At 51.9% G+C, this 25,785-nt stretch carries 22 protein-coding genes and 1 riboswitch; of the genes, 14 read left to right on the top strand and 8 right to left on the bottom strand.

Annotation, left to right across the window (positions count from 1 at the left end; genetic code table 11):
• The first annotated feature begins 96 nt into the window (after positions 1-96).
• Positions 97-2,037 (top strand): copper amine oxidase N-terminal domain-containing protein, encoded by a 1,941-nt coding sequence (locus tag FPL14_RS15390; RefSeq protein ID WP_182298295.1) that lies wholly within the window; start codon positions 97-99, stop codon positions 2,035-2,037.
• A 34-nt stretch (positions 2,038-2,071) separates the two neighbouring features.
• Here the strand turns inward: FPL14_RS15390 and FPL14_RS15395 are convergent, their stop codons facing one another.
• On the bottom strand, positions 2,072-2,599 hold the full coding sequence (locus FPL14_RS15395; RefSeq protein WP_182298297.1) for a hypothetical protein: 528 nt from the start codon (positions 2,597-2,599) through the stop codon (positions 2,072-2,074).
• Positions 2,600-2,732: 133 nt separating this feature from the next.
• Positions 2,733-3,443 carry a TioE family transcriptional regulator gene (locus FPL14_RS15400; protein ID WP_182298299.1) on the bottom strand — a complete coding sequence of 237 codons (711 nt, stop codon included), beginning with the start codon at positions 3,441-3,443 and terminating at the stop codon, positions 2,733-2,735.
• 207 nt (positions 3,444-3,650) lie between these two features.
• On the opposite strand from FPL14_RS15400, the gene FPL14_RS15405 reads away from it, so the two are divergent.
• The 5 genes from FPL14_RS15405 to FPL14_RS15425 all read left to right on the top strand — a co-directional run bounded on the left by FPL14_RS15405 (position 3,651) and on the right by FPL14_RS15425 (position 7,017).
• Positions 3,651-4,067 (top strand): GNAT family N-acetyltransferase, encoded by a 417-nt coding sequence (locus FPL14_RS15405; protein WP_182298301.1) that lies wholly within the window; start codon positions 3,651-3,653, stop codon positions 4,065-4,067.
• 79 nt (positions 4,068-4,146) lie between these two features.
• The gene (locus FPL14_RS15410) at positions 4,147-4,989 is read left to right on the top strand and encodes a hypothetical protein (protein WP_182298303.1); all 843 of its coding nucleotides are present in this window, start codon (positions 4,147-4,149) and stop codon (positions 4,987-4,989) included.
• Between the two features lie 28 nt (positions 4,990-5,017).
• A complete protein-coding gene (locus tag FPL14_RS15415) occupies positions 5,018-5,302 on the top strand; it encodes a DUF2277 domain-containing protein (RefSeq protein WP_182298305.1) in 285 nt (94 codons plus the stop codon).
• Entirely contained in the window at positions 5,299-6,045 is a 747-nt protein-coding gene (locus tag FPL14_RS15420) for a YfjL-like protein (RefSeq protein ID WP_182298307.1), read from the top strand. Before FPL14_RS15415 ends, FPL14_RS15420 begins: the two co-directional genes overlap by 4 nt.
• Positions 6,046-6,138: 93 nt before the next feature.
• Positions 6,139-7,017: a sigma-70 family RNA polymerase sigma factor gene (locus FPL14_RS15425; protein ID WP_182298309.1), complete on the top strand. Its 879-nt coding sequence runs from the start codon at positions 6,139-6,141 to the stop codon at positions 7,015-7,017.
• On the opposite strand, the gene FPL14_RS15430 is transcribed toward FPL14_RS15425, so the two are convergent.
• Complete coding sequence (locus tag FPL14_RS15430; RefSeq protein ID WP_182298311.1) at positions 7,010-7,456, bottom strand: carboxymuconolactone decarboxylase family protein; 447 nt, start codon at positions 7,454-7,456, stop codon at positions 7,010-7,012. The two genes, FPL14_RS15425 and FPL14_RS15430, sit on opposite strands and share 8 nt — an antisense overlap.
• Before the next feature lie 108 nt (positions 7,457-7,564).
• On the opposite strand from FPL14_RS15430, the gene FPL14_RS15435 reads away from it, so the two are divergent.
• The 3 genes from FPL14_RS15435 to FPL14_RS15445 all read left to right on the top strand — a co-directional run bounded on the left by FPL14_RS15435 (position 7,565) and on the right by FPL14_RS15445 (position 10,572).
• Positions 7,565-8,302: an MOSC domain-containing protein gene (locus FPL14_RS15435; RefSeq protein ID WP_229263521.1), complete on the top strand. Its 738-nt coding sequence runs from the start codon at positions 7,565-7,567 to the stop codon at positions 8,300-8,302.
• A gap of 82 nt (positions 8,303-8,384) precedes the next feature.
• Positions 8,385-9,740, top strand: a complete 1,356-nt coding sequence (locus tag FPL14_RS15440; RefSeq protein WP_182298313.1) for a DUF2252 domain-containing protein — start codon at positions 8,385-8,387, stop codon at positions 9,738-9,740.
• A 163-nt stretch (positions 9,741-9,903) separates the two neighbouring features.
• Positions 9,904-10,572: a DUF2306 domain-containing protein gene (locus FPL14_RS15445; protein WP_182298315.1), complete on the top strand. Its 669-nt coding sequence runs from the start codon at positions 9,904-9,906 to the stop codon at positions 10,570-10,572.
• Between the two features lie 160 nt (positions 10,573-10,732).
• Here FPL14_RS15445 and FPL14_RS15450 read toward each other — a convergent pair whose 3' ends face one another.
• From FPL14_RS15450 to FPL14_RS15460, 3 genes are read right to left on the bottom strand one after another with little or no spacing between them, the layout of a single operon-like run.
• On the bottom strand, positions 10,733-11,497 hold the full coding sequence (locus tag FPL14_RS15450; protein ID WP_182298317.1) for an amino acid ABC transporter ATP-binding protein: 765 nt from the start codon (positions 11,495-11,497) through the stop codon (positions 10,733-10,735).
• Positions 11,498-11,509: 12 nt separating this feature from the next.
• Positions 11,510-12,178 carry an amino acid ABC transporter permease gene (locus FPL14_RS15455; protein WP_182298319.1) on the bottom strand — a complete coding sequence of 223 codons (669 nt, stop codon included), beginning with the start codon at positions 12,176-12,178 and terminating at the stop codon, positions 11,510-11,512.
• 27 nt (positions 12,179-12,205) lie between these two features.
• Complete coding sequence (locus FPL14_RS15460) at positions 12,206-13,060, bottom strand: amino acid ABC transporter substrate-binding protein (RefSeq protein WP_182298321.1); 855 nt, start codon at positions 13,058-13,060, stop codon at positions 12,206-12,208.
• 246 nt (positions 13,061-13,306) lie between these two features.
• Between FPL14_RS15460 and FPL14_RS15465 the strand changes: the two genes are divergently transcribed.
• Positions 13,307-14,344 carry an NAD(P)/FAD-dependent oxidoreductase gene (locus FPL14_RS15465; protein WP_182298323.1) on the top strand — a complete coding sequence of 346 codons (1,038 nt, stop codon included), beginning with the start codon at positions 13,307-13,309 and terminating at the stop codon, positions 14,342-14,344.
• Here FPL14_RS15465 and FPL14_RS15470 read toward each other — a convergent pair.
• Entirely contained in the window at positions 14,304-15,917 is a 1,614-nt protein-coding gene (locus tag FPL14_RS15470) for an ABC transporter substrate-binding protein (protein ID WP_182304004.1), read from the bottom strand. The genes FPL14_RS15465 and FPL14_RS15470 overlap by 41 nt on opposite strands.
• Positions 15,918-16,040: 123 nt before the next feature.
• Positions 16,041-17,060 carry an ABC transporter substrate-binding protein gene (locus FPL14_RS15475; RefSeq protein ID WP_229263523.1) on the bottom strand — a complete coding sequence of 340 codons (1,020 nt, stop codon included), beginning with the start codon at positions 17,058-17,060 and terminating at the stop codon, positions 16,041-16,043.
• A gap of 250 nt (positions 17,061-17,310) precedes the next feature.
• Between FPL14_RS15475 and FPL14_RS15480 the strand changes: the two genes are divergently transcribed.
• The 4 genes from FPL14_RS15480 (at position 17,311) to FPL14_RS15495 (ending at position 25,772) form a co-directional block, all read left to right on the top strand.
• Complete coding sequence (locus tag FPL14_RS15480; protein ID WP_182298326.1) at positions 17,311-18,363, top strand: FecCD family ABC transporter permease; 1,053 nt, start codon at positions 17,311-17,313, stop codon at positions 18,361-18,363.
• Between the two features lie 2 nt (positions 18,364-18,365).
• The gene (locus FPL14_RS15485; RefSeq protein WP_182298328.1) at positions 18,366-19,400 is read left to right on the top strand and encodes a FecCD family ABC transporter permease; all 1,035 of its coding nucleotides are present in this window, start codon (positions 18,366-18,368) and stop codon (positions 19,398-19,400) included.
• Positions 19,401-19,415: 15 nt separating this feature from the next.
• Positions 19,416-21,131 carry an ABC transporter ATP-binding protein gene (locus FPL14_RS15490; protein WP_182298330.1) on the top strand — a complete coding sequence of 572 codons (1,716 nt, stop codon included), beginning with the start codon at positions 19,416-19,418 and terminating at the stop codon, positions 21,129-21,131.
• A gap of 350 nt (positions 21,132-21,481) precedes the next feature.
• A riboswitch (cyclic di-GMP riboswitch) is annotated at positions 21,482-21,580 on the top strand.
• 61 nt (positions 21,581-21,641) lie between these two features.
• Complete coding sequence (locus tag FPL14_RS15495; protein ID WP_182298332.1) at positions 21,642-25,772, top strand: fibronectin type III domain-containing protein; 4,131 nt, start codon at positions 21,642-21,644, stop codon at positions 25,770-25,772.
• The last annotated feature ends 13 nt before the right edge of the window (positions 25,773-25,785 follow it).

A 25,785-nucleotide genomic window follows, 5' to 3' on the forward strand; every position in this document is an offset into this window, starting at 1 on the left:
GAACCTAGTAGATTGATCGAATGTTGTAGAATCACGTCGCTTATAGATGGTATGATAGCCCTATTATTACAAAAGGGAAATACTGGAGGAATAGGGATGTCAAAGGTTCGTAATAAAGTACTGTTTCTATTCATAACGCTATGTTTATGTTTAACGGGTGCGGCCGGAGCCGTATATGGCGAGGAAGCGACGGGAGAGTCCGCTATTGCGTCCGTGTTGGAAGACGGAACGCCGTTGTTGAAGGATGGTTCAATATGGCTGACTAGCAAAGGGGTCCCTCTGCAGAAGAATTTGAACCTCGTGAGCGTTACCGGAGATAGCAACGCAGGTTATGGAATCAACAAAGAAGGCAAACTCGTTCAATGGTCCGGGGGGCAAGAGCCTAGCGCGGTTTCGGGCGTTGCTAACGTAAAGCAAGTCAGCGGAGAATCTTGGCTGCTGTCGGACGGAACGTTATGGACGATGGACAACGGAGCGAAGAAGGAACTAGCAAGTTTTAAAGGAACTCGATTATTCGATGAATATGACGGAGCTATCGCGGCGTTATCGGATTCGGGAGAGCTCAAGAGATACGAGAGTACCTACAGGGATCCGGCGTTGGTTGCCAACATTTCGGACGCGTCCTCTATTCGCAAGCTGAAAGTCAGAGATAATCAGGTTGCCCTGCTATATGAGGATGGAAGAGTTATTCTATACGACTTCTACCATTTCGATAACGACATGAAATCCATTCCGGAGACATTGGCTACGGATGGCGTTGATATCGGGTTCGGCAAAGATTCTAAGTTGCTGGTCGTTAAGAAAGACGGAACGGCGTGGAACAACGGAACGGGGTTAAATATAAATAAATTCAATCTCACCCAGATCGCGGGCGTTGAACGGATTGATCAAATCATTGCGGCGAAAAGTGCTGCGGACTTCTACGCCCGGCAATTGAATGGAGCCTGGGTATCCTATAGGGAGGGGAAATCCGTTCCATTGGTCGCGCCTCGAGTAGAGCGGTTGTCATTCGTTGTCTCCAGCCTAAGCCCGACCGTGGGCGGACAGATCAAGGGGGACGTAGAGCTTGCGTATAATACGGGAGCGACGGCCAAGGTCCCTTGGTCATCAGTTAAAGTGAGCATCGACAATCCTTATCTGATACAGTCGCAGGGGAACGGCAGCTTTAAGTCTCTCGGCGTGGGAGAAGCTACGATCACGGTGGAGGCCAGCGGAATTATACAATCGGTCAAGGTTGCTTCCAGCTTAAAGAATCCTCTACAGAACGCGAAGCAATTAAAAGGGATTACGTATTTGCCGGTCAAATCCGTCTTCCAAGCGCTGGGCGGTACGGTCAGCTACAACGCATCGGCCAAATCCTATAGCCTCGATAGAGGGACGGTTTCTATCGTCTTAACCAAGGGAAGCGCGAAAGCCAAAATAAACGGAAAGACCGTTACGATGAAAGGCGCTCCTATCGACAACAACGGGGAGTTGCTGTTTTCTTCGGATCTGCTTAGCCAAGCCTTCGGAGCCAAGCTGCAGTGGGATTCCGCGAAGCAGCAGATGACCGTATCTATCGGAGCGGGGAAACTCATTGTTCTTGCGAAGCAGCAAGCCGCGACGGCTCCTTCAAGTTCCGGTTCCGGCAAGATGTACGAGACGGCGGCTACCGGCAGCATGGCCGGTTGGAAGATTCTGAAAGGGCATCGCTACGAGAAGTCGCTCAAGATTTATTTTACTTATAAGAATGGGTTACTCATGACCAAGACGGAAGATATACGTTCCGTTAACTTGAATAAGAAAGTGACTTGGATAGACGACTCCGGCAAGAAGAGAACGAATACGGTCGGAGAGGTATACGGTATCTTTCAAGCGTTTAGCGGACAATATACCGATGATTGGTTTGCCAAAAAGTTCGGGACGTTATACTCGGATTGGTTGCTCTCCTCCACAGTCGACGCTGCGCAACTTGTAGAAGAATATCTGCAAAGCACCGGTCAGATGAAGAAAAACGAGTACCCCGTGACGCTGACGCCTGACGCGCAATTTGAATAATGGATTCGCTAAGGAGCGGGGATTCTCCGCTCCTTTATTTGTTGGCCATTGATTTGCTCCATCCTATTCCGATCCAGCCGCCCCCGAAAGGAATAGCCAACCAAGCTCTCCAATCCTGATCGTTCAACGCGAATAGGGAAACTGCGGCGATCAAATACAACACTCCGATATAACCGGGTGCAATCCGCTTCGCGAGTAAATAGATTCCGTACGACAGCAATCCCAAGCCAAGTAATATCCAACCGATCCCTACGGTAGGCTGGGGATCCAAGCCTTGAAACTGCATCCACCTTCCCAATGCCATGAGGGAAGCTCCCGCGAGCGTAACGAAGAAGAATAGATTTCCGACTAGCATCTTCGCATGCGACAGCCGCCAATGGAATCCGATATATCCGAGAATAACGAGAGCCATCGCTATCATGATCCAGACGACAAGATCATCCACCCGGCGGTATCCCCCTTGCTCCGCTTCAGGCCTTAGCGCGATGGAAACCCAGACGATCATCCACATTAAGCCGCCCGTCATGGCTAGAATTCCCCACAGTTTCGATCTTTGCATCATTGTCGCGATCCGCCTCTCCAGTCGTTAATACGATCATGCATTAACTTAAGATTAGCTTCCGCACATCGAGAATGGATGGATAAATGATGAAGATCCTGACAGGAAATTATGGAGATCCCCTTCAACTTCCCTCTCAGACCATGAGACCGGCTTCTTTGCATAGCTCGACCAATTGATGCACGCCGATGAACTGTTCGCGATTTCGTTTATGAATGCTTGACAGCGCATGTTCGGTCACCTTTTTCGCGTTTTCAACGTTATGATGCTCCACGGCTCGAACGATGTCCTTCATTTTGTCCAGAAAATAAACGGTTCTGCGCAACGTGCGAATGAGCAAAATTTGCCGGACGTGCACAGGCGTATACATCCGGTAGCCGTTGTCGGGATCGCGTTCGGGCGATAGAAGCTCTTCCTTCTCCCAGTGCCGAATGGCCGAGGTTTGCACATCGGCGAGCTCGGCTGCCTCTCCAATGGTCATGCGGGCCGGAAGTTTCTTGTTCGCGAGAATGGGAAGCTCCGGGTTTTCCAATAAGGCAAGGGTTTGGTCGGCGACGGTTTTCTCCTGGTTAAGTGCGGCTTGTTCCTTGTTAACGAGCCAGAATGCCGCGTCCGGATCGGCGTTCCGAACATGGCGAAGCACCTCGCAAGTCAATCCGATCCCGAATCCGGGGAACATCGCGCGTAGGCAACGAAAATAGGCTAAATGCAGCCGCGTATATAAGCGGTAACCATTCGGGGCGCGCGCCGGGGGCGGAATGACTCCCCAGGATTCATAATGCCGCAAAGCGCTTGTGCTAATACGTAGCTCCCGTGCAATCTCGATAGGCTTGTAATAGGTTTGCATTGGTCTATTCCCCCTCCCGTATACAGGTAATATAACAAGAGCCTTTACCGGAATCAAACGTTGTAGAAAAACCTTAAAGTGCTAAGATAAACCTTGTTACGTTACGCATGGGTGATTTAACGGACGGCGACCGCACGCCTTCTCACTTGCATTAGTGTTGTAAGATGGTTGGTGTAAGTACTTTTTTTATTCTGAAAGGAGATCTCCATGCAAATCTTATACGAAGTTCCGGAAGTCCGGGAATACATTCAACTACGTATCGCCGCCGGCCTTGGCACGAAGAATGAACTTTTAGCCGATAAGGTTTTGAGCCGTTCGCTATTCACGGTTATCGTGAAGGATGAACATTCGGAGCTTATCGGGATGGGCAGAATTATCGGCGACGGGGGGTACTACTATCAAGTGGTCGATCTTGCGGTCGATCCCTCTCGCCAGGGCGAGGGGCTGGAAGAGGTCGTTATGAACGAGATTACGAGCTACTTGAATCGCAACGCTCCTGAAGGAGCCGATGTCGTTCTTATGGCGGATGTGCCCGCTATTCCCATGTATCAGAAATACGGCTTCGAATTCACTTACCCCAAATCCATAAGCTTGTGCAGAAGGATAGCCGGCAAGAGCTCCTAGCCCTTAACTTGCCGCGAATTCTTCGACTGGCGTATAATGGGTTAAGTTTCCAATCCCAAGAGATTCCGAAGGTGATAGAGTGAGAAAAATATGGGGTTTAATCGTCGGTCTTATCGTATTTGTAGGTGCTTTTAATTTCTCGGGTTCTACGGCATTAGCTAAGTCTCCGGCGGCTCCGACAGGTAAATTGACGGAAAGCAAGCTCGCTTTCTCTTACGCGGACGAATCGGGAAAACGGCTGCTTGGATTCAATGGGACGAATCCGAAGCGGTTCGGCAAAGCGATCTATGCCCCCGGTAAAGTCCTTAACGTCAAATTCGCGAAGCACCAGAAGGGTTCGGATAAGAGTACGGGCAGGCAATTGGCCTATAATTTCGATCGGGACGAGGGAGAATTGTTCAACGTCGTCCAAGGGACGATCAAGAGCGACGAAAGCGTCTTGCTCGCGGAGAAGGATGCTTTCCAAGGGCATACTTTTCTGAAATACAAGCCGGTAAGCAAAGGAACGTTCTCCAAGAGCGTCATCGGCAAAATCGAGAAATCCAAAAAACGCAAGGTGATCAGTCAGGGGTTGATAGGCCAAGTTTCCGCGGAAGTGCAGATCGGACTAGTCCAGTTCGAACGGCTCAAGGGGCAAAAGCCGTTGGCCAGTCTCGTTCTGACCTCGAAATCGGGGCTCGTGTTCGAAGATTTCGTCGGCAACGACGACGAAATGTCTACTTGGCGCGTTGCCGACGGGGGAACGATTACGACGGATATGTTCAACGTTCTGTTCGTCACCCATTCGAAAGCGGGTTATTCTCTTGGCTACGAGTGGTGGGGAGACGAAGGGCTTTCGCTAAACGTCGTTCAGCAACAAGGAACGAAAGGATCGAAGTTCCTTTCCGTACTGAATAGTTATCGTTATACCGTACCGCTTTAATTCATGTGAATAAGAGGGGGTCAATGGGATGTGCAGAAACATTAAGACGTTATTCAATTTCGAACCGCCGGCAACGGAAGACGAGGTGAGGGCCGCGGCGCTCCAATTCGTAAGGAAACTGTCGGGCTTTAACGAGCCGTCCAAGGCGAACGAGGAGGCGTTCAATCTGGCGGTCAAGGAAGTAACGGAGGTCGCGGAGAAGCTGCTTGCATCGTTGGTTACCCGCGCCCCGTCGAGGAACCGCGGGGTAGAGATCGAACGGGCCCGCGCCAAATCGGTCAGAAGGTTCGGGGTTAGGGGCGCAGGAGATTGAGCAAGAAGATCGCCTACCTAATCTTGTCCACGGTCGCGGCGCTTATATTAATCGCCATTTGCTATGTGTATACCGAGATGAATGGCTACCCGTGGAAGCATGCCCAAGTTAAACAAGAAGCCGTATTATATATGAAGAATAAGTACAATATGGATGTGAAAGCTTCGGGAAGCTCTTATAATTTCAAGTTCAAGTATTATACTGCCAAGGTCTATGACGCGAACGACGTTGAAAAATCGATCATAAGCGTCGAGAAACAAAGGCATTATGATGACCAAAATTTATACAAGGGCTATAGACTAGAGGATAATTACAGCGAGGTTTATTGGAAAAAGCGGGCGGAGCAAGAGACGAGAGAGGCTTATCCGAACTTATTCGCGTCGAGCCGGATCGAACGGGCTGCTATCGATACGGTCTATTCCACGTTTTCTCTAGAGGAAGGTTTAAGCTCGGAGAGCGATGAGAGCGACATTGTCATTCCGTCGGAACCGGACTACAACTACACCCTGGATATCGATCTCGCCTCCGAAGAGATCACGGACGCCTTTTTGCTGGAATTGCTGCCCGTCATTCAGGATGTAGCGAAGGGCGAACGACGCATCGACTTCTTCATTACGGGCCGGGAGATCCCTAGCGGAACCCCGGATCGAGCGGGAACTACCCGGCTGCTGAGCCTAACGTTCGAGCAATTGGGCACTGTCGGCAGCATTGACGATTTGCGGAAAGAAATCTCCGAAATATAGGCTGCAGGAAGCTGTCGGACGTCACAATCCTTAGCGCCCTTTTGTCATGATTAAGAAAGATCGCAAATCGAATCGATGACCGGAGGACAAACGATGCTCCTTGCTCAAACCTATAAGCAACATCATTCGATGTTGTTCGGGCTGGCTTACCGAATGCTGGGGATCGCCGCCGATGCCGAGGATATCGTACAGGACGTGTTCGCCCAATACTTAGCAATGGATACGGGCGAGATCCTGAACGAGAAAGCCTATCTAACGAGAATGACCGCGAACCGCTGCATTAATCTGCTCAAATCTTCGCGGCGACAACGCGAAACCTATACGGGGGAGTGGCTTCCCGAGCCTTTGCCGGACGGCGGGCCATCGCTCGCGTCCGATTCCGCCGAGCGGCGGGAGAATATCGGATACGCCTATCTCGTGCTTATGCAGAGGCTGTCGCCGCTGGAGCGGGCGATTTATATTTTGAAGGAAACGTTGGGCTTCGAATACCGCGACATTGCCGAGATGCTGGATAAAGCCGAGACGAGCTGCCGCAAAACGTTCAGCAGGGCGAAGCTGAAGATCGGGCAGAGCGAGGAGGTCCCGCCGCAACCGGAAGGAACGTTGGAGGAGGCGCAAGAACGGTTCGTCGAAGCGTTCATTCGCGCGTCCGATACGGGCAACTTCAAGCCGTTGCTGGCTTTTCTGCTCGATGACGTCGTCTTGGTATCGGATGGCGGCGGCAAAGCAAAGGCTGCGCTTAATCCGATATTCGGCGTCGGGCGGGTGCAGGCGTTCTTCGAGGGAGTGTCGGCCAAAGGCAGCTTCCTGGACGGCATGGAACGGATCGTCGTGAACGGAGATCCCGGGTTGGCGCTGCGGAAGGACGGGCGGATTACGAGGATTATCTGCGCGGAATGGGAGCCGGGCGGCTCCCGAGTCCGTCGCATCTACATGGTTTTGAATCCGGACAAATTAACGCGTTTTAATTAAAGCAGCCGGGATATAATCCCGTGGACACGCCGATTCGGTTCCATGCGTTGATCGTATTAATGGCCATGATCAGATCGATGAACTGCTTCTCGCCGAAATGCGTGCGTACGCGGTCGTACACCGCGCGGGGGATGCCGGCCTCCGAAAGCTTCGTCGCATGCTCGGTCAGCTCCAGCACGGCGCGTTCTTCTTCCGAGAAGTGAGGCACCTCGTGCCATACGGTTAGCAACGTAATCTTCTCCATGCTCTCGCCCATTTTCAGCAAGTCCTTGGCATGCATGTCGACGCAGTACGAGCAACCGTTAATCTGCGAAGCCCGCAGCTTGATCCATTCGTACAGCTTGCGGTCGAGGCCGCTATTTTGGATAAACTGTTCCAGGCCCAGCATCGCTTTGACGGCCTCGGGATTGACGTTTGCGTAATTCATTCTTGCTTCCATATCTAATCTCTCCTTATGGGGTTTGTTTTGGTTTACAAAGATAAGACAGACGACGCTTTCGTTTTGTGACATCGCAATCGATCGTAAACGAAAAAAGGAGGTAACGATGTGAATCGCACGCCGATCGGCCAGGTCGCGAGCATCGCGAGATATCCCGTAAAGTCCATGGGAGGGGAAAGCCTTAATCGCACCCATGTCGCCGCTTACGGCTTGTACGGAGACCGGAGCCATGCTTTCGCGGATGAATCCTTGGAAGGGTGGGAGCGGTATTTCACCGCGCGCGGTATTCCTCAGTTGCTTAAATATCAAGCTAAGCTGGTCGAAGGCACCGCTTCCGCGAATGAATTTCCGCCCATCCGGGTGACGTCCCCGGACGGCCATGAATTCACGTGGGATGAAGGCTTGCTAGGAGAAATACAAGGTTATTCCAAACGTAAAATATCGATGATTCGGTACCGACCGGATAGCCGCGATTCGTTGGCGGTGGATGCCGGAGGAATATTGATCATTACGGATCGAACCTTGAACAAGCTGGAGCACTTCCTTGGCAGAGAAGTCGACCAACGCCGCTTTCGGGCGAACCTGGTCGTCACGATCAGCGACGATCGCGTGCAGGACGAAGCGGAGCTGGTGGGCAAGCGCTTGCGTATCGGCGAGGTTCAATTAGAAGTGACGGAAGCCTGCGAACGCTGTTCGATGATTACGTTAGACCCCGATACGCTTGAACGAGACGTCGCCATTCTGAAAAAAGTTAACGAACAGTTCAATCTTAGATTCGGCGTATATGCGTCTGTAGTCGAGGTAGGCGATATTGGCGTTGACGATACGGTATACATGGAAGCGTGAAGAGGCCGCCAGAGCAATCTGGCGACCATAAAAAGGGAACATTTGTTATTCGGAGACGGACGAAATACGCTGGAGGTGTGCGATGGCGGTAGAAGCGGGTCTAACGGAATCGGTCAAACATACGCAGGCCAAATTGCGGCTGCAAACGATAGCCCAAGTGCTCGGGGAATTCGACGGGCGGATTATGGGGCTGGAGCCGGACAAACGACTGCAGAAGTATCGCAAAATGAGAGGGAGTCCTTATCTGTTCTATCGCGGCAGCGCCTATTTATTTTACTTCGATGTAGGGCGGGAGTGGTTTCCGTACCATACGGATCCCGAACGGCCGACATGGATCCAGGGCGATCTGCATTTCGAAAATTTCGGCGCTTTCCGAAGCGAAACGGGACGGATCGTGTTTGACGTGAACGACTTCGACGAAGGATGCACGGGCTCCTATTTGTACGACGTTCTTCGGATGTCCGTCAGTATCTGCTTGGCTATGTCCGAACAAGAGCGGTCAATGGAAGAACAGACGGACGCGGTAAGAGAGTACTTGTCCGCTTACGCGAAACAGATCCGGAAGTTTGCCGTGCACAAAGAAGACCCTCGTTACCTCGTATTCGACGAGCAATCGACGGAAGGGCCGATTCGGAAGCTGCTAAGGAAGACGGAGAAGCTTGCGGCCAGCCATCTGCTGGAAGGAATCACCGCGCTGGAAGACGGCCGTCGGGTGTTCCGATGGTCGGAAGAAATCCAGCAGCCGACGGAGGAAGAAAGGGAGCTCGTTCAGCAGGGGTGGACCGATTACTTAAAGAGTCTGGATGCGCCGCCCGATCAGCCGGCTTCCTATTATCGCATCAAGGATATTGCCGTGAAGCACGGATCGGGTACGGCTTCCATCGGATTGGACAGATTCTACGTCCTGATCGAAGGAGATTCAGGACAGCAGGCGCTCGACGATATCATTATCGAGATCAAGGAAGTGCGGGCGCCGGTACCGGCTTATTTTATGCCTTATAACGAAGCGTTCTGGGAGACCTTCTCGCACCAAGGCAAACGGGTGATTACGACCCAGCAAGCGATGCACCACGAAGCGGATCCGTTTCTCGGCTATCTGACGTTAGGTGGACGCCAGTTCTACGCGAGAGAACGGTCTCCCTATAAGAAGAAGCTCAAGCCTCATAAGCTCGAGGAGCCGAAGGATTGGAGCGACGCGGCCGATTGCATGGGCCGGATTACGGCCAAGATGCACGCCCGCGCGGATGCCGATGTGGAACACGGGATTCTGCCCTATCACAGCGAGGAAGAGATTGTTCGGGCCATCGGCAAGGACACGGATGCCTTCTGCGATTATGTATCGAACAGGGCGTTATCTTACGCACATCAGGTGAAGGAAGACTATGCTCTGTTCAAGGAATGGAGCGAATCGTTAGAAGCGCAATCCAGCAGCTTATAAAAAAAGCAGGCGACCCTTGCAAGGGTTGCTTGCTTTTTTGCTTTACTCGCCTTAAGTCTAGTGAGGATTACTCCGGGGGTCGGAAGACCTCTTCTGGAATTTTAAGTAATATCTAGACAGGCGCGAGAGGAATCATCCTCGCGTCATAAGAGGAGGAATATTCGTGCTTAGGGCGATAAAAGGCAATAAATGGCTATCGACGGTGGCTTTCCTTGCGATCGGATTAAGCTTGTACATGGCGGTACAATATTTCGTTCTGGGCGCGGACCAATCCGGGTTAATCAATGACAAGCTTAACAAGATGAACCTAAACGATCTATGGTACGCGATGTTATATATCCATATCGTGACCGCCATAATCGCGATATGTACGGGATGGCCGCAATTTATCGGCAAGCTTAGAGCCAGATCCATCCGCGCGCACCGGGCAATCGGCAAGATCTATAGTTATTGCGTACTTCTCGGCGGCGTGTCGGGCATCTACCTGTCATTCTATGCCACGGGCGGCTGGGTATCTAGCGCCGGATTTCTTTTACTGGCGCTGTTATGGATCTATACGCTAATTAAAGGGATTCGGGCGATCACCGTTAACAAAGACACGCGAGAGCACCAAAGATGGATGACCAGAAACTATGCGCTGACATTCGCGGCCGTTACCTTGAGAATTTATTTGCCGCTGTCGATGGCGATTTTCGGTTTTGAGTCTTTTGACGATTATTACCGGGCCATCGCTTGGCTCTGCTGGGTTCCTAATCTGATTTTCGCGCAGTGGCTAGTGAATCGATCCAAACGCCAAAAAGTTCATTTTCATAGTTGGAAAACCGGGGGATAGGGAATGAAACGAGGAGTATGGTTGCAGGGAAGTGTCTTGGCATTCTTATTATTATTCAGCAATGGAAAGCCGATTTGCAGAAAACATAAATAAATTCCGATTTCCTGGGAAATTCGTCGTATTGCGGCGTCAGGAATTCAATAAAGAAGCCGAGAACCCTCTATTCGGAGGAGTCCTCGGCTTTCCCGTTCAGATGATTAAGAAATTGTATCGCCCGCGGAGATCGCGGGTTTTTGAGTACCTCTTCAGGCGTTCCTTGCTCAATGATGCGTCCGGCGTCCATGAGAAGAACGTGATCGGCTACGTCCGCGGCGAATTTCATTTCGTGCGTTACGATAGCCATCGTCATTCCTTCGGTAGCCAGCTGTTTCATAACCTTCAGTACTTCGCCGACCAATTCGGGATCAAGCGCGGACGTCGGTTCGTCGAATAACAAGACTTCGGGCTCTACGGCCATTGCCCGAGCAATGGCGACGCGTTGCTGTTGTCCCCCGGATAGTTTGTGCGGGTAGGAGTCGGCTTTGTCCGCGAGACCTACCTTGGCCAGCAGGGCTTCCGCTTTTTTCCGAGCTTCGTCCTTGTTCTTCTTCTGTACGGTAACTTGTCCCTCCATCACATTCTCAAGCGCCGTCATATGAGGGAATAAATTAAACGATTGAAACACCATTCCCGTATTTTGGCGCAGAGCTATTATATCCTTCTGAGGGATTTTAGCGCGTTCGTGGAATTCGAAGCTGTTGTCCCCTAGCCTCAGCGATCCTTGGTCCGGCATCTCCAGCAAGTTAAAACAACGCAGCAGCGTTGTTTTGCCGGACCCGGAGGGACCGATGATGACAAGGACTTTACCCTTCGATAGCGTGAGATCGACGCCCTTCAACACTTCCAGAGAACCGAATGATTTATGCAGTCCGCGAATTTCGATCATGGCACGGTCTCCTTAGCTGGCGGAGAAACGTTCGAGACGCTTTTCCACGTAATTTTGCAAGACGGACAGAACGGTGCTGAACGCTAAATAAATGACGGCTACTTCGCAATAGACGACCATCGGTTCGTAGGTGGCGGCGGCAACCTGCTGCGCTTTCCTGAACATCTCGACATAGGTAATGATGGCTACCAGCGAAGTATCCTTCACGAGACTGATGAAGGCGTTGCCCAGCGGCGGAACGGATACTCGGGCGGCTTGGGGCAGAATAACGCGCCTAAGCGCCTGGGTGCGGGACATCCCAAGGGAATACGCAGCTTCCCATTGTCCCTTCTGCACGGACAAGATCGCCGCGCGCACGATTTCCGAGCAATAAGCTCCCACGCTCAAAGATAGCCCTATGACGGCAGACGTATACACGTTTAGCGTAATTCCTACGCTAGGCAGACCATAGAAGATAATGAACAGCTGCACGAGCAACGGAGTTCCCCTAATGACCCACACGTAGAAGTCCGCGACCCATTTCAGAATCTTGAGCGAGGACAACCGGACGAGCGCGGTAATAATGGCTAGCGTTAATCCTAACGCAAACGTGATTAACGTGAGCGGTATCGTATAAAGAACCCCTGCTTTAAGCAGGGGCCAGAAGGAGTCGAGCAAAATTTCGATTTGACGATCGTTCATCGTTCAGACATCCTTTGAACTTCGTTATTATTTGGAAACGTCGGTACCGAAGTATTTCTCGGAAATCTTCAGATACGTGCCGTCGCTCTTCATCGCGGCTAAAGCTTCATTGATCGCTTTGACCAATTCCTCGTTCCCTTTGCGAATGAGCGCCGCGCTATGGGAGGCTTCGGAAGTTTCGTCTACGACTTTAATTTTCACGTCCGGCTTTTGCTTTTTCAGATCCAGGTAAGATAAACCGTCATTAATAGTAGCATCTACGCGTTTCGTAAGCAACAGATCGATCGCTTGGTTGAAGCCGTCCGTGCCGACGATTTCGGCGCCGTTCTCTTTGGCAATGGCCGTCAGATTGCTCGTTAACGACTGAGCGGACTTCTTGCCCTTGAGATCGGCTAGCTTCGTGATCTCGGTGTTATCTTCGTGAACGAGCAGTACCGCTTTGGAAACGATGTAAGGATCGGAAAAGTCGTATTTTTGCTTACGCTCGTCCGTAATCGAGACTTCATTGAATACGACGTCGAATCTCTTGGCGTCAAGTCCGGCGATAAGTCCGTCCCAAGGCGTCTCCAAAAATTCCGGTTCGACTCCCAGGCGTTTGCTGACCTCTTCCGCGATTTCCACGTCGAACCCGGTCAATTTCCCGTCCGCATCGTGGTAGGTGAACGGAGCGTACGTTCCTTCCGTGCCGATTTTGATTTTGCCGCTGGCTTTGATTTCATCGAGCGAGCTTTGCGCGGCGGGGCTGGAAGATTCCGTATTAGCCGCGGGCGCCGTAGGCGACGCGGAGCTCGAAGGCGAAGCGGAATTCGAATTGTTGCCGCACGCGGCGAGCAACACGACGGTTAGCGTAAGTAACAGTGTCAATAAACTTGTTCTTTTCATACAAGTACCCCTCTTTCTCTCTATCCATTTATAATGTCTGACTTAGGCCAGTAAAATGTATACTACATGCACTTTCGACATTAGTCAACATTTATCCGATTAAATAACTAGGAATTAAATTTTGGATTTGTACAAAAATTCGATTGTTTTTGTCCATTGTGAGAGATAATGCGCCAAGCTACAATTAGTAATTGAGAATGAATCTCAATATCAAACGGAAATCATATAGCATTGGGGGAGTCCGAAGTGGCAGAGCCATTGGAATTGTATGACTTAACGATTATAGGCGGCGGCCCTGCGGGGATGTACGCTTCTTTCTATAGCGGAATGCGCGACCTGAAGACGAAACTGATCGAAGCGAAGGAAGAGTTGGGCGGACGCATGCTCATCTATCCAGAGAAAATGATATGGGACGTAGGAGGGTTTGCTCCGATCGCGTGCGAGAAGCTCATTGCCCAGCTTGCCCATCAGGCAGCGATCTTCGATCCGACCCTCGTCTTCGGGCAGCAAATCACCGGGTTAGAGCGACGGGGAGACGGAACTTACGTGCTCGTGGCCGAATCGGGCGAAAGGCATTGGACGCGAACCGTCATTCTCGCTCTCGGCCGGGGTATTCTGAAGATGGCGAAGCTGGACATCGAAGGCGCCGAGCGCTACGAGATCACGAACCTGCACTATACCGTACAGGAGTTGGAGCCGTTCCGCGGCAAGCGGGTATTGATATCCGGCGGCGGTAATTCGGCGGTGGATTGGGCCAACGAGCTGGAGCCGATAGCGGGCAGCGTAACGGTCGTGCATCGCCGCAATCAATTCGGCGGCCACGAGAAGAACATTGATCGAATGAAGTCGTCTTCCGTTGATGTGCGGACGCCTTACGCTCTTACACAGTTGTATAGCGGGGACGGCGAGGCAATCGATAAAGTTACGGTCAGCAATGTGGATACTGGCGAGACCGAGCAGTTGGAAGTCGACGCCATTGTCGTTAACCACGGCTTGCAGTCCGATTTTACCGGGATCAAAGACTGGGGACTGAATATGAACGAATGGAACGTGTTCGCCAGCGGCAAGCTGGAGACGAACCTTCCGGGCATATTCGCCGCCGGCGACTTCGCGGACTATTCAAGTAAAGTCAACTTGATTGCCGGAGCGTTCTCGGATGCCGTGTTAGCGGTTAACAGCGCGAAATTGTACATGGACCCGGAAGCGCCGCGGGCGGCTTACGTCTCTTCGCACAACGATCGGTTCAAAGAGAAGAACCGGGAGCTTGGCGTGAACGAAGAATAGGGGGCAAGGCATCGAGCAGCCTCTCCCGGGTCATGGCATCGCCGTAGTTCCATTTCTCGGCTTCCACGACGTGAATGCGTCCGTTGCGGACGGCGGGGAGACTGCGCCAGAGAGCGCTGCTCATCATTTCCTCCATGGCTTTTCTCGATTCGTCCTTCTCCGGTATGAGCATAAAGATTCGGTCCCCCGCATAAGCTGGCAATCCTGCCGCGGAGATTTCCTCAAACCCTTTGCCGGCATCCAACACCTCTCGGATCTTATCTACCGGCTGAAAGCCGGAAGGATGATAGAGCACGGAAGAGAGTCCGGACGCCCCCATGACGAATAGGCGTCTGCCGTGATCATAGATGAATACGGATGCCGTCTCGCCGGGTTTAATCGTCGTTCGAAGCTGCTTCCATAGGATGTCCGCTTTGGCATTGTACGTCTTCAGCCATTGTTCGGCTTCCCGTTTTTTGCCGAGCCAATTGCCGAGCGTATGCAAGCGATTGTCGAGCGGCGCGAAGGAGTTGAACGTCACGGTAGGGGCGACCTTCGAAATTTTGTTGTATTGCTTCTCGTCGGAGCTCGCCAGAATAATCAAATCGGGCTTCAGCGACTCCAATTGCTCCGGATGGATGGAATTGCCCACCGCTTCAATGCCAAGCGCAAGCAAGTCTCCGAATGTTTCCCCGTAATAAATGATCCTTTGAGGCTGAGCGGGGATCTCCACCTCGTGGCCTGTCCAATCCCTTACCCGAGTCGTATTGCAGATATAGCGAGAATATTGTTTGGGCGTCATGCCCGTCGTCTGGCGAAAGCGGCGGTTGAAATAGTATTCGTCGGCGAAGCCGACCCGGCGGGCGATCTCCCGCAAGGGGGCATTCGAATGAAGCAGCAATTCCTTGGAACGGTTTATACGCAGCTCGGTTAAGTAGTCGAGCGGTTTCTTGCCGGTTAATTCCTGAAAGATCGGAGTGTACTGCCAATAGGGTACATTGGCTAATTGGGCAAGCTTCTTGACGGTGATATTATGCGTGTAATTGCTCCGCATGTATTGGATGGTGCCTTCGACCGATCGCGTAGAGTTGAATTGGCGATCGGAACGAAGGTTTTGTTCGACCAGAAAGCCGAGCAGCTCCTGAAACCGGATGCGCTGTTTGAAGGATTCGATCTCGTAACTATTGCGGCTTCCTTCATATAGCTCCTCCGCCAGCCGGACGAACCGGGTGAACGGATAAGCCGATAGTTCATGGCGGTCGGTCAGGATGTTGCCGGTATACGTTTCGTGACGGGAGTCGCCAATTCTTATCGCGGCAAACGTAATCCGGTAGAAGCTGACGGCGTTGTCGTATTCGTTGTCGATACGATACGATGTGCCCGGGGACAACAAAAAACATTTATCCGCGGTATATCGGACGGAGCTGTCGTTCAGACTCAAGCTGCCCGTTCCGGTCGTAATAATCAGGAGCGTGTGAAGTTCGGCCGTTAGCCGTTCGGAGCTCCATCCGACGGGACGGACGTTCAGCTCTATGCCCATCATATGAAAAAGCAAGGAACGAAGCGGAGCGAAAGATGACGTCTGGAGAACCATCTGCAAGTATCCCTTCCCTCAATTGAGAATGATTATCAATTAACTCCATTATATTCAATCAAAAGAAGCTTTTCAACGATTGCTTGAAAAGCTTCCTAAGTGTTTAGCCATTAAAGAGCTCTATTATTTGGAGAGCATTTTCGGCAATTCCTGCAACAACCATTCCCTAGTGATGGCGTCGCTGCCGGATTTAATGATATCTATCGTATAGACTTGGTTATTTTTGACCGCGGGCAAGCCGAGCCAGATGTTGCTTTTGAACATTTCCTCGGTTGATTTCTGCGCCTCTTCCGAATCCGGAGTCAGGATGAAGATTCGATCTCCCGCATAGTCCGGCAGCGCCTCCAAGGAAATTTGCTCGAATCCGGTGTTGGCGTCCAATACTTTCTGAATCGGAGCGGTCGCTTTGAAGCCGTTCTGCTCGTATAGCACTTGCGACAGCCCCGTGCGCGCCATGACGAATAATCGGTCGCCGGGATAATACGTGAAGACGGAAGCCGTCTCGCCCGGTTTCATTCCTGCGGCTTGCAGCGTTTGCCACATAGCTTCCGCTTTGGCGTTATACTCTGCAAGCCACGTTTCCGCTTCTTGTTTTTTGCCGATGATATCGCCCAATACCGGCAGACGCTCATTCAACGGGGCGAACGTATCGAAGGTCACCGTAGGCGCGATTTTTGAAAGCTGCTCGTACAGCTTCTCGTCCGTGTTCGCTATTAGAATCAAGTCAGGCTGCAGATTCAACGTTTTCTCAAGATTGATCGGAAAACCGACGTCTTCGATGCTCGCCAATCGGTCGCCGTATACGGATTTCTTGTTCCATTCTTTGTCCGTGCCGACCGCATCGACGCCAAGGGCTAACAAATCGCTGAATGTCTCTCCCGAGAAAACGATGCGTTTAGGAGCAACAGGGATTTCTGCCTCGCGTCCCATATAGTCCGTATATTCGCGCGTAGCCGAAGCGGCTTCCTCGGAGTTTTCAGCCGACTGCTGCGAAGGGAGCGGAGTTTCGATCTGCTGGGTATTGCCGTTGCTCGCTTGCGGCGCGGTCGCTTGCTTTTCGGAATTGTTGCCGCAAGCCAGCAGCAACATCGACATTAAGGTAATTACGCTTAATACATAAGTGGTTTTCTTTGCCTGTCTCATCGTTTCTTCCTCCAACATGATTGCTTAAAATTTAGATAATGATTATCATTATCAATAAATTTCATCATAAAGGGTTTCGAAAGGTTGCTCAATGGAGAAACAAAATGTCCGTATTTGAATTTGTACAAGAAAACAATCACGTTTGTCCATTGTCACTTAATTGACTAGTGACCTACAATTTACGGGTGCAATTGAGAATGAATCTCATATGGCGAAATAAAATTCATCATGGTTTACAAGGATGGTCCGAATGAGTCAGACAGGTACAGGCAACGAAGAAACGGCCTTAAAGGCTGCTAAATTCCATTCCCGTCCATGGACAGCGACATTAATCTTAATCGGCGGGCTCTTTGCTCTGCTGTTCGGAATTGCTCTCTCCATATCGTTCGGGGCCAAGGACATTAAGCTGTATACCGTATGGGAAGCGGTATTCCAGTTCAACCCCGAAATTACGAATCATCAGATCATTCAAGAGCTCAGGCTGCCGCGCGTGCTTGGCGGAGCTATGGTCGGGGCTTGCTTCGCCGTGTCCGGGGCGATCATGCAAGGAATGACGCGCAACCCGTTAGCCGATTCCGGCTTGCTGGGGATCAATGCCGGAGCCGGGTTCGTGCTTGCTCTCTGTTTTGCTTTTTTTCCGGGTCTACCCTTCATGTACCTCATTATGTATTCCTTCGTAGGCGCAGGCGTTGGCGCGGGACTCGTGTACGGGGTCGGTTCGTTGGCCAAAGGCGGATTGACCCCGGTACGGCTGGTGCTGGCAGGGGCGGCGCTAAGCGCGATGCTGTCTGCACTTAGCGAAGGGGTCGCGCTGTATTTCGAAATCGGTCAAGACTTGGCGTTCTGGTATGCGGGAGGGGTAGCGGGCACGAAATGGTACCAGCTTAAAATCATGTTTCCTTGGATTGCGGCAGCGATCGCCGGGGCCATTGCGATATCCCGTTCCATTACTTTGCTTAGCCTAGGCGACGACGTGGCGAGAGGATTAGGGCAACGTACGGCATTCGTGAAACTGGCGGGAACCCTCATCACGTTGGTTCTGGCGGGAGCCGCCGTTTCCATTGTCGGCGCGGTCGGATTCGTCGGACTCATTATTCCTCATTTGACCCGATACTTGGTCGGCGTCGATTATCGCTGGATCATTCCCTGCGCGGCGGTGCTGGGCAGCTTGTTAGTCGTGCTTGCCGACTTGGCGGCCAGAATGATCAATCCGCCGTACGAGACGCCGGTCGGAGCGCTGATTGCGCTCATCGGCGTACCGCTGTTCTTGTATTTGGCGCGTAAGGAAAGGAGGGAGCTCTAATCATGGAAGCTCTATCGTCGCTTGCCGCCGAAAGCCGCAAAAGAAAACGGAATGTCACGGTGTTGGTTGTATTCGGAGTATTGATTCTAATTGCCTTTGTCATCAGCATGAACACCGGCTACATCAAGCTTAGCCCGCTGGACCTCATGAAGACGCTGTTCGGCATGGGAACGCAGAAGCAATCCCTTATTCTGTTCGATTTCCGGTTGCCGCGCATTGTGATCTCGGTCCTCATAGGCGCGGGGCTTGCCGTATCCGGGTGCGTGTTGCAGGGGATCTCGCGCAATTCGCTTGCCGACCCCGGCATTCTGGGAATTAACGCGGGAGCCGGACTGACCGTGATGCTCTTTATTTCGTTCTACCCGTCGACAACCGCAGCCCCTGTATATCTGTTGCCGCTGCTGGCACTCGTCGGCGCGGGATTAACGGCAGCGCTCATCTATACGCTGGCGTATAAGCGGCATCAAGGATTGTTGCCTATCCGATTAATCCTGACCGGAATAGCGGTGGCTGCAGGAATCAGCGCGGCGACGATCGTGCTGACGCTCCGATTGAGCCCGGAGAAATACCAGACCGTCGCCACTTGGATGGCGGGCAGCATCTGGGGGACCAACTGGAAGTTCGTATTGGCGTTGCTGCCATGGATCATAGTGCTGCTGCCTTTCGTGTTCTACAAAGCTCGCGTAATGAACGCGCTGAATTTGGGCGACCAGATCGCGACCGGTCTCGGCGCCCCCGTGGAGAAAGAAAGATTAGTGCTGCTCGCCGCGGCCGTAGGTTTAGCCGGATCATGCGTCGCCGTGAGCGGAGGAATCGGCTTCGTAGGGCTGATCGCGCCCCATCTGGCGCGTCGTCTAGTCGGATCGAAGCATCAGATTCTTCTTCCTGCCTCCGCGCTAGCCGGATCGTTATTGGTGATTACGGCGGACACGATCGGACGCTGGATTTTGCAGCCCTCCGAGGTGCCGACGGGGATCGTAGTCGCGGTTATCGGTGCCCCTTATTTCTTGTACTTGCTTGTCAAAACAAAATCTTAAGGAGTGGGACGGAAAATGATTCGCAGGTTTTTTTCTTATTATCTGCCTTACAAGCAACTGTTCCTGCTCGATTTCGGCTGCGCCGTCCTGGCCGGTCTTATGGAGCTTGCTTTTCCGTTGGTCGTTAACCAATTCGTCGACGACCTGCTGCCGGGCGGCAAGTGGTCGTTGATCGTATGGGCGTCCGTCGGGTTGTTGGCTTTATATGTTCTGAATACGTTTATGCACTATATCGTCAACTATTGGGGGCACATGCTCGGCATCAATATCGAGACGGACATGCGCAAGAAGCTGTTCGATCATATTCAGAAGCTGTCGTTTCGATTTTTCGACAATACGAAAACCGGACACCTCATGTCGAGACTCACGAACGATATGATGCAAATCGGCGAGATGGCCCATCATGGTCCCGAGGATCTGTTCATAGCGGTCATGACGCTGACGGGGTCGTTCGCGCTGATGCTGGCGATCAACTGGAAGCTGGCGGTTCTCACCTTTGTCGTCGTTCCGGCGATTATATGGCTGGTCGTTTACTTTAACGGCAAAATGACTAAAGCGGTGGAGCAGTTATTCACTGATATCGGGGATTTCAATGCTCGGGTGGAAGACAACGTAGGGGGAATCCGCGTCGTGCAGGCTTTCTCCAACGAGGAACATGAGAAGGCTCAGTTTCACGTGAACAATAGCAGGTTCCGCGCGACGAAGTTGTTCTCATATAAGTTGATAGCCAAGAACGGCTCCATTAGCTATATGATGATGCGATTCGTTACTTTGTTCGTGATGGTGTGCGGTACGTGGTTCGTTATTCGCGGCGAATTGTCCTACGGAGAGTTTATCGGTTTTCTGCTGCTGACCAACGTATTCTTCCGTCCGATCGAGAAAATCAATGCGATTATCGAGAGTTATCCGCAGGGCTTTGCCGGTTTCAAGCGATATGTCGAGTTGTTGGAGACGGAGCCGGATGTCGCGGACGCGCCGAACGCGGTCGATCTAGCCGAGCTTAAGCGGGAAATCCGCTTCGAAGGGGTTACCTTCGGCTACGAGAACGACAGACACGTGCTTCGGAACATTGACCTGACTGTCCGCAAAGGAGAGACGATCGCTTTCGTCGGTCCTTCGGGAGCGGGGAAAACGACGTTGTGCAGCTTGTTGCCGCGATTCTACGAGGTGGAATCGGGGGCAATCAAGATCGATGGAGTCGACATTCGCGAAGTCAAGCTGAGCTCGTTGCGGCATCAGATCGGCATCGTTCAGCAAGACGTGTTCCTGTTCTCCGGAACGATTCGGGAGAACATTATGTACGGCAAGCTGAATGCGACGGATGAAGAAATTTGGGAGGCGGCGAGAAGGGCGAGACTCGACGAGTTGATCCGATCGCAGCCGGAAGGTATGGAAACGGTGATCGGGGAAAGGGGCGTGAAGCTGTCGGGCGGACAGAAACAGCGGCTGTCGATTGCCCGGATGTTCCTCAAGAATCCTCCGATTCTTATTCTTGACGAAGCGACATCGGCGCTGGATACGGAGACGGAGGCGATTATTCAACAATCGCTCGCCGAGCTCTCGCAAGGGCGTACAACTTTAGTGATCGCGCATCGATTGGCTACGATCAAGAATGCCGATCGTATTGTCGTCGTAACCGAGAAGGGCATAACCGAGCAAGGACGGCATCAGGAACTGGTCGCGGCAGGGGGCGTCTATAGCCGCCTGCACCACGCTCAATTCGGTACGTAAGCGGAAGACGAAGGATAGCAAAGGCAAGAGCCCTCGATTTCGAGGGCTCTTGTTTGTTCTCAATACGCGTCAAGCCAAACCTCCTGCCTCCTCTCGTCAGTATGCCATCCGTTATTCTATACCCGCAAACGAAATTTCCAAATCCTCCATCTATTGTCGCTCCTATCGAACTAGTGAAAATGATGACAATTTTTACAGCATTCTAAAATTTTCACACAATCTATATCTATAGTCTCAAAATATGAAAAAAATAGCAGAATAAAAAAGGAAAAACGTGTAAAATGTCGAAATAAGGGGAGGGTAAATATTCCTATTGTGTGTACATAAAGAAACCTTAATTATGGCCATTTGAACTGAAAAGGCAAACCTGCTCGAAAGACAGGGACGCAAAGCCACGGACCTTAGGCATCGGTCGAAAGACCGAATGCTATGGCAGCCGGGTTGCCCGCTCTCATGGTCTTTTTTTTTATTTGAACATCCTATTTTATCTATTAAAGGGAGAAATGTGACATGAATAATAAAGTCGTATCAAGGATGTCTAACGTTTTATGTTTCGTCTTGCTTGCGCAAATCATTTTTCCGGCATTATGGAGCACTCCGGCTCAGGCATCGTCCGCATCGCCGGATATCAGCATTCAGTTCAGGTCGCTATTAGCCCCTGCAGCGGATGCGCACATGCCGGATTACGGCGAGACTTACGGAGAACGAAACGGGTATAAGTACGGGTGGAACTTCGATCATACTCCCTATTCGGTCAACGAGGCCGTCTATGGTTCTTCGTTGTTGGATTCGGCTATTCATATGCAGGCGGGGGGGCAATGGGAAATTGCGCTGCCAGCCGGCAGTTACGAGGTCGAAATCAGCGTAGGCCATGCCGTATACGGCAGCATCAACACGCTTCAGGTTGAGAATGTCGTGTTCTGGGATCACTTCGAGCTTCCGGCAGGCGGACACGACAAGGTGAAGAAGCGCATTCAATTGAACGACGGAAGATTAACCCTGAAAGGGGATCCGGTTAGCTCTTCGGCTTTTATCCATACGATAGCGATAACGAAGGTCGTTCCGGCTAACCGTCCGACGTCCTTGCCTTATATCGGGTTGCCTGCGGAGCAAAACATGGTGCCCGGAGACAAGATTATTTTGTCCGGATCGCAGAGCAATGAACACAATGCCATTCCGTCCGTCAGGGTGAAAGAACTGGGTCAGGCTATCGATAAGTATATGAACGAACAAATATCGGTAATGGAACAACGCATCGCTACGATGGAGCAACAGGCCGAATCCTGTGGGGGCTGCAATGGGAGCGATCTGGAATCGGCGATTCTAGGCAGTCCGAACGAATACGTCGTTATGAAGACGGGGCATCTGAATTTGGATGCTTCCGCGACGTTCGGTTCGCCGTCCAAGCCGGTATTTCTTATCTTGGACGGTTTGAATACGAACCGGAATTTAACGCTTACCGTATATGGGACACTGGCGGTTAAGGGGAATTTGAACGCGAATACGAATCTGACGCTGAACGTGAATGCGCCGGATCATTCGGCAGTCGCCGGAAAAGGGGATGTGTGGGTCGGCGGTACGATTCATTTGAATAACGATTCCGCCGTGCGTGCGGCAGGCGATATTGCAGCGGGGAGCCTGATCTATAACAATGGTCTATTGAATGTGCAGGCCGACCGGCTTCTTGTTGCCGACAGTATGCATATTAACACCAAGGTAGTTATGACCATTGCGCAAGAAATGCTCGTCGGCAGATTGGTGTCGAATAACCAAACGGCGAACATCAGCGTTAGCACTGGCGATGTATTTATTCGCGACGATATTCACGTTAATAATCATTTGAGTATTCAATCCGGAGGCGTCGTCGCGATCGGGGGCAGCATCACGGCGAATCAGAAACCGATTATCGCTACAGGCATTGGCGCGAGCGGCCAAACGAAATTACATTACAGGATCAACGGATTGCTCGCGGAGTATTATACCGAAGCGAATTTGACTGGCGATCTGTCCACCGTGGTGGACGAGAACGTAAACGTGAGCAACAAACTGCCGATTGCCAAGGCCGGTCTTAACGACGGCAATATGTCGGTGAGATGGACGGGGCAAATTACGCCTTATTTCAGCGAGATGTACGAGTTCGAAATGGACGTTCGCGGCGGGGTGAGGCTGTGGGTGAACGGCGTACTTCTTATCGACAAATGGGAGGAAACAGGGAATGGCAAGTATTCCGGTTCGCTTGCTCTCGAAGCCGGAATCGATTATGACATCCGTCTCGAATATGCCAATCGCGGGGGGCAGCCTCAAGCCACTTTGAAATGGGCTAGCGAGTCCGGCGCTAAGGAGATCGTGCCGCAAAGCCAATTGTCGCCGTTCGCGACGCCGATTCTTTCGGCGACCGCGACGGAGAACGTCGTGAATGTCGCATGGACGCCAGCCTTCAATGCGAACGGTTACGAGTTAGAAGTAGACGGGGTTATACACTCGTTCGGCAATGAATCCGCCTTTACCCACGCTTCGCTGGAACCGGGCACTCTGCATAAGTATAGAGCCAGAGCGATCTACGGCGATATTAAGGGCGTTTGGTCGGTGCAGCAAGAGGTGTGGACGTTACCGGATGTGCCTGCCAATATACGGCTTCAGTCAACAAGCAATTCCGTAACATTGACATGGGATGAAGTGGTAGGGGCTGCCGGATATGATATTGAAACCTATAACACAATTATAGATAACGGCATCGTTACGACATATACAGAACTAAATCTGAATCCGAACATACAGCGCACATTCAGGATTCGGGCGCATAATGCCAGCGGTCCCGGGAAGTGGAGCGCCATCGTGGCCAAGGCGACTGTGCCCGGGGCGACAGGCGCATTGTATACCGTAGCGACGGATACTTCCATCGCATTAAGTTGGGATGCGGTTTCCGGAGCGGATAGCTACGACGTTGAAGTAGACGGCACAATCGTAGGAGGCCTTGCGGTCACGCAGTATTTCCATGCGAATTTGCAGCCGAACACGATTCATACTTACCGCGTTCGCTCCAATAATAGCGAAGGATCGAGCGGGTGGAGCGAGGCAGTCCAAGCGGTTACGCTTCCATCCGTTCCGCGCCATCTGCGCGCGACGACCGTTGCCGGCGATCATATTAATCTCGAATGGGATGAAGTGACGGGCGCTACCTCCTATGATCTTGAGGTTGACGGAGTAGCGGTCGACGTTGGAACAAGTACGAAATACAATCATTCGGGACTGGAAGCAAACACGGAACATACGTACAGAGTCCGAGCGAGACACAACTCTGTCGTCGGCAATTGGAGCGAGGCGATTACGTATACGACATTGTCCGGCGTGCCATTAAACTTGCATGCAGTATCAACTAGCAACGAGATTACGATCTCTTGGGATCCGGTGGTCGGTTCGATAGGCTATGAGGTTGAAGCAGACGGCAAGGTTATTCCGAACGGCCTAAGCACGACTTACGTTCATGTCGGGTTGAAGCCGTTCACGGAACATACTTACCGGGTACGGGCGATCAGCAAAGCGGGGGCTGGGCCATGGAGCGAGCTCCTGACCGAAATGACCGGGTTGGATGTACCGTTGTTGACTGCCCTAGTCCTATCGAAGACTTCGATTACCCTCTCTTGGACGACCGTACCGGGTGCGACGACCTATGAGCTTATGGTAGACGGCGAGGTCATCGATGTCGGAAACGTTACAACATATTTGCATGACGGACTACTTCCCTCTTCTTGGCATGTTTATCGGGTCAGGGCGAAGAGCGGCTCCATCCCGAGCCCTTGGAGCGCCGTGTTGACGAAGGTTACGCAGTTAGGCACGCCGGTAATAACAGGACTGTATGCGACCAGTTCGGAAATCGTTGTGGAGTGGGAGGCTGTTCCGGGTGCGACCGGATATGAAATCCAGGCTGACACGGTCATCGTGGACGTGGGTACAGCAACGAACTACATCCATCGCAATTTGCTGCCCAACACTGTCCATACGTACCGGGTGCGCGCCAAGAGTGGCCATGATGTCGGCGAATGGAGCACTTGGAGCAAGCTTAGCACTCAAGCGACGTCTCCTGTTACGCCTACGCGCTTTAGAGCGGTTGCAAATACGCATTATATAGAGCTGCAATGGGACGCATCACCGGGAAGCCTTAGTTACGATCTCGAAGTCGATGGGCGGATCATCAAGGGGATAGCCGGGACAAGCTTTATTCATCGGGATCTCGTTCCGAATACGATGCACGTCTACCGGGTTAGAGCATCGAATGCGGGCGGTACAAGCCCATGGTCGAACAAAATCAAACCCCGTACCATTCCCGAGTTGACGGTTGACGTTGGGCAAGGTTCCACGTTTAACTTCGTTATCGTAGCTCCAAGTATACCGGAGCTGAAGGAACGCACCATTACGGTGACCTATAATCCGGACGAGCTTGAAATTCTGGATTTGAGCGTGGCTACGCCCGAGATCGAATTGGCGGTTGGGCCGATCAGAGGCACGAATATGAGCGTTAGCGAAATCGCGAACGGGAAAATCGTCTTCCGGATCTCGAACGCCGTGAAGACTACCGCCAATATCATTCGTTTTACGGCGAAGTCCGATAAATCTTCAAAAATCACATACTACGTCGAATAGAGAGGTTCGAAGC

It is taken from the genome of Cohnella cholangitidis, from assembly GCF_014107495.1.
Lineage (GTDB): Bacteria > Bacillota > Bacilli > Paenibacillales > Paenibacillaceae > Cohnella > Cohnella cholangitidis.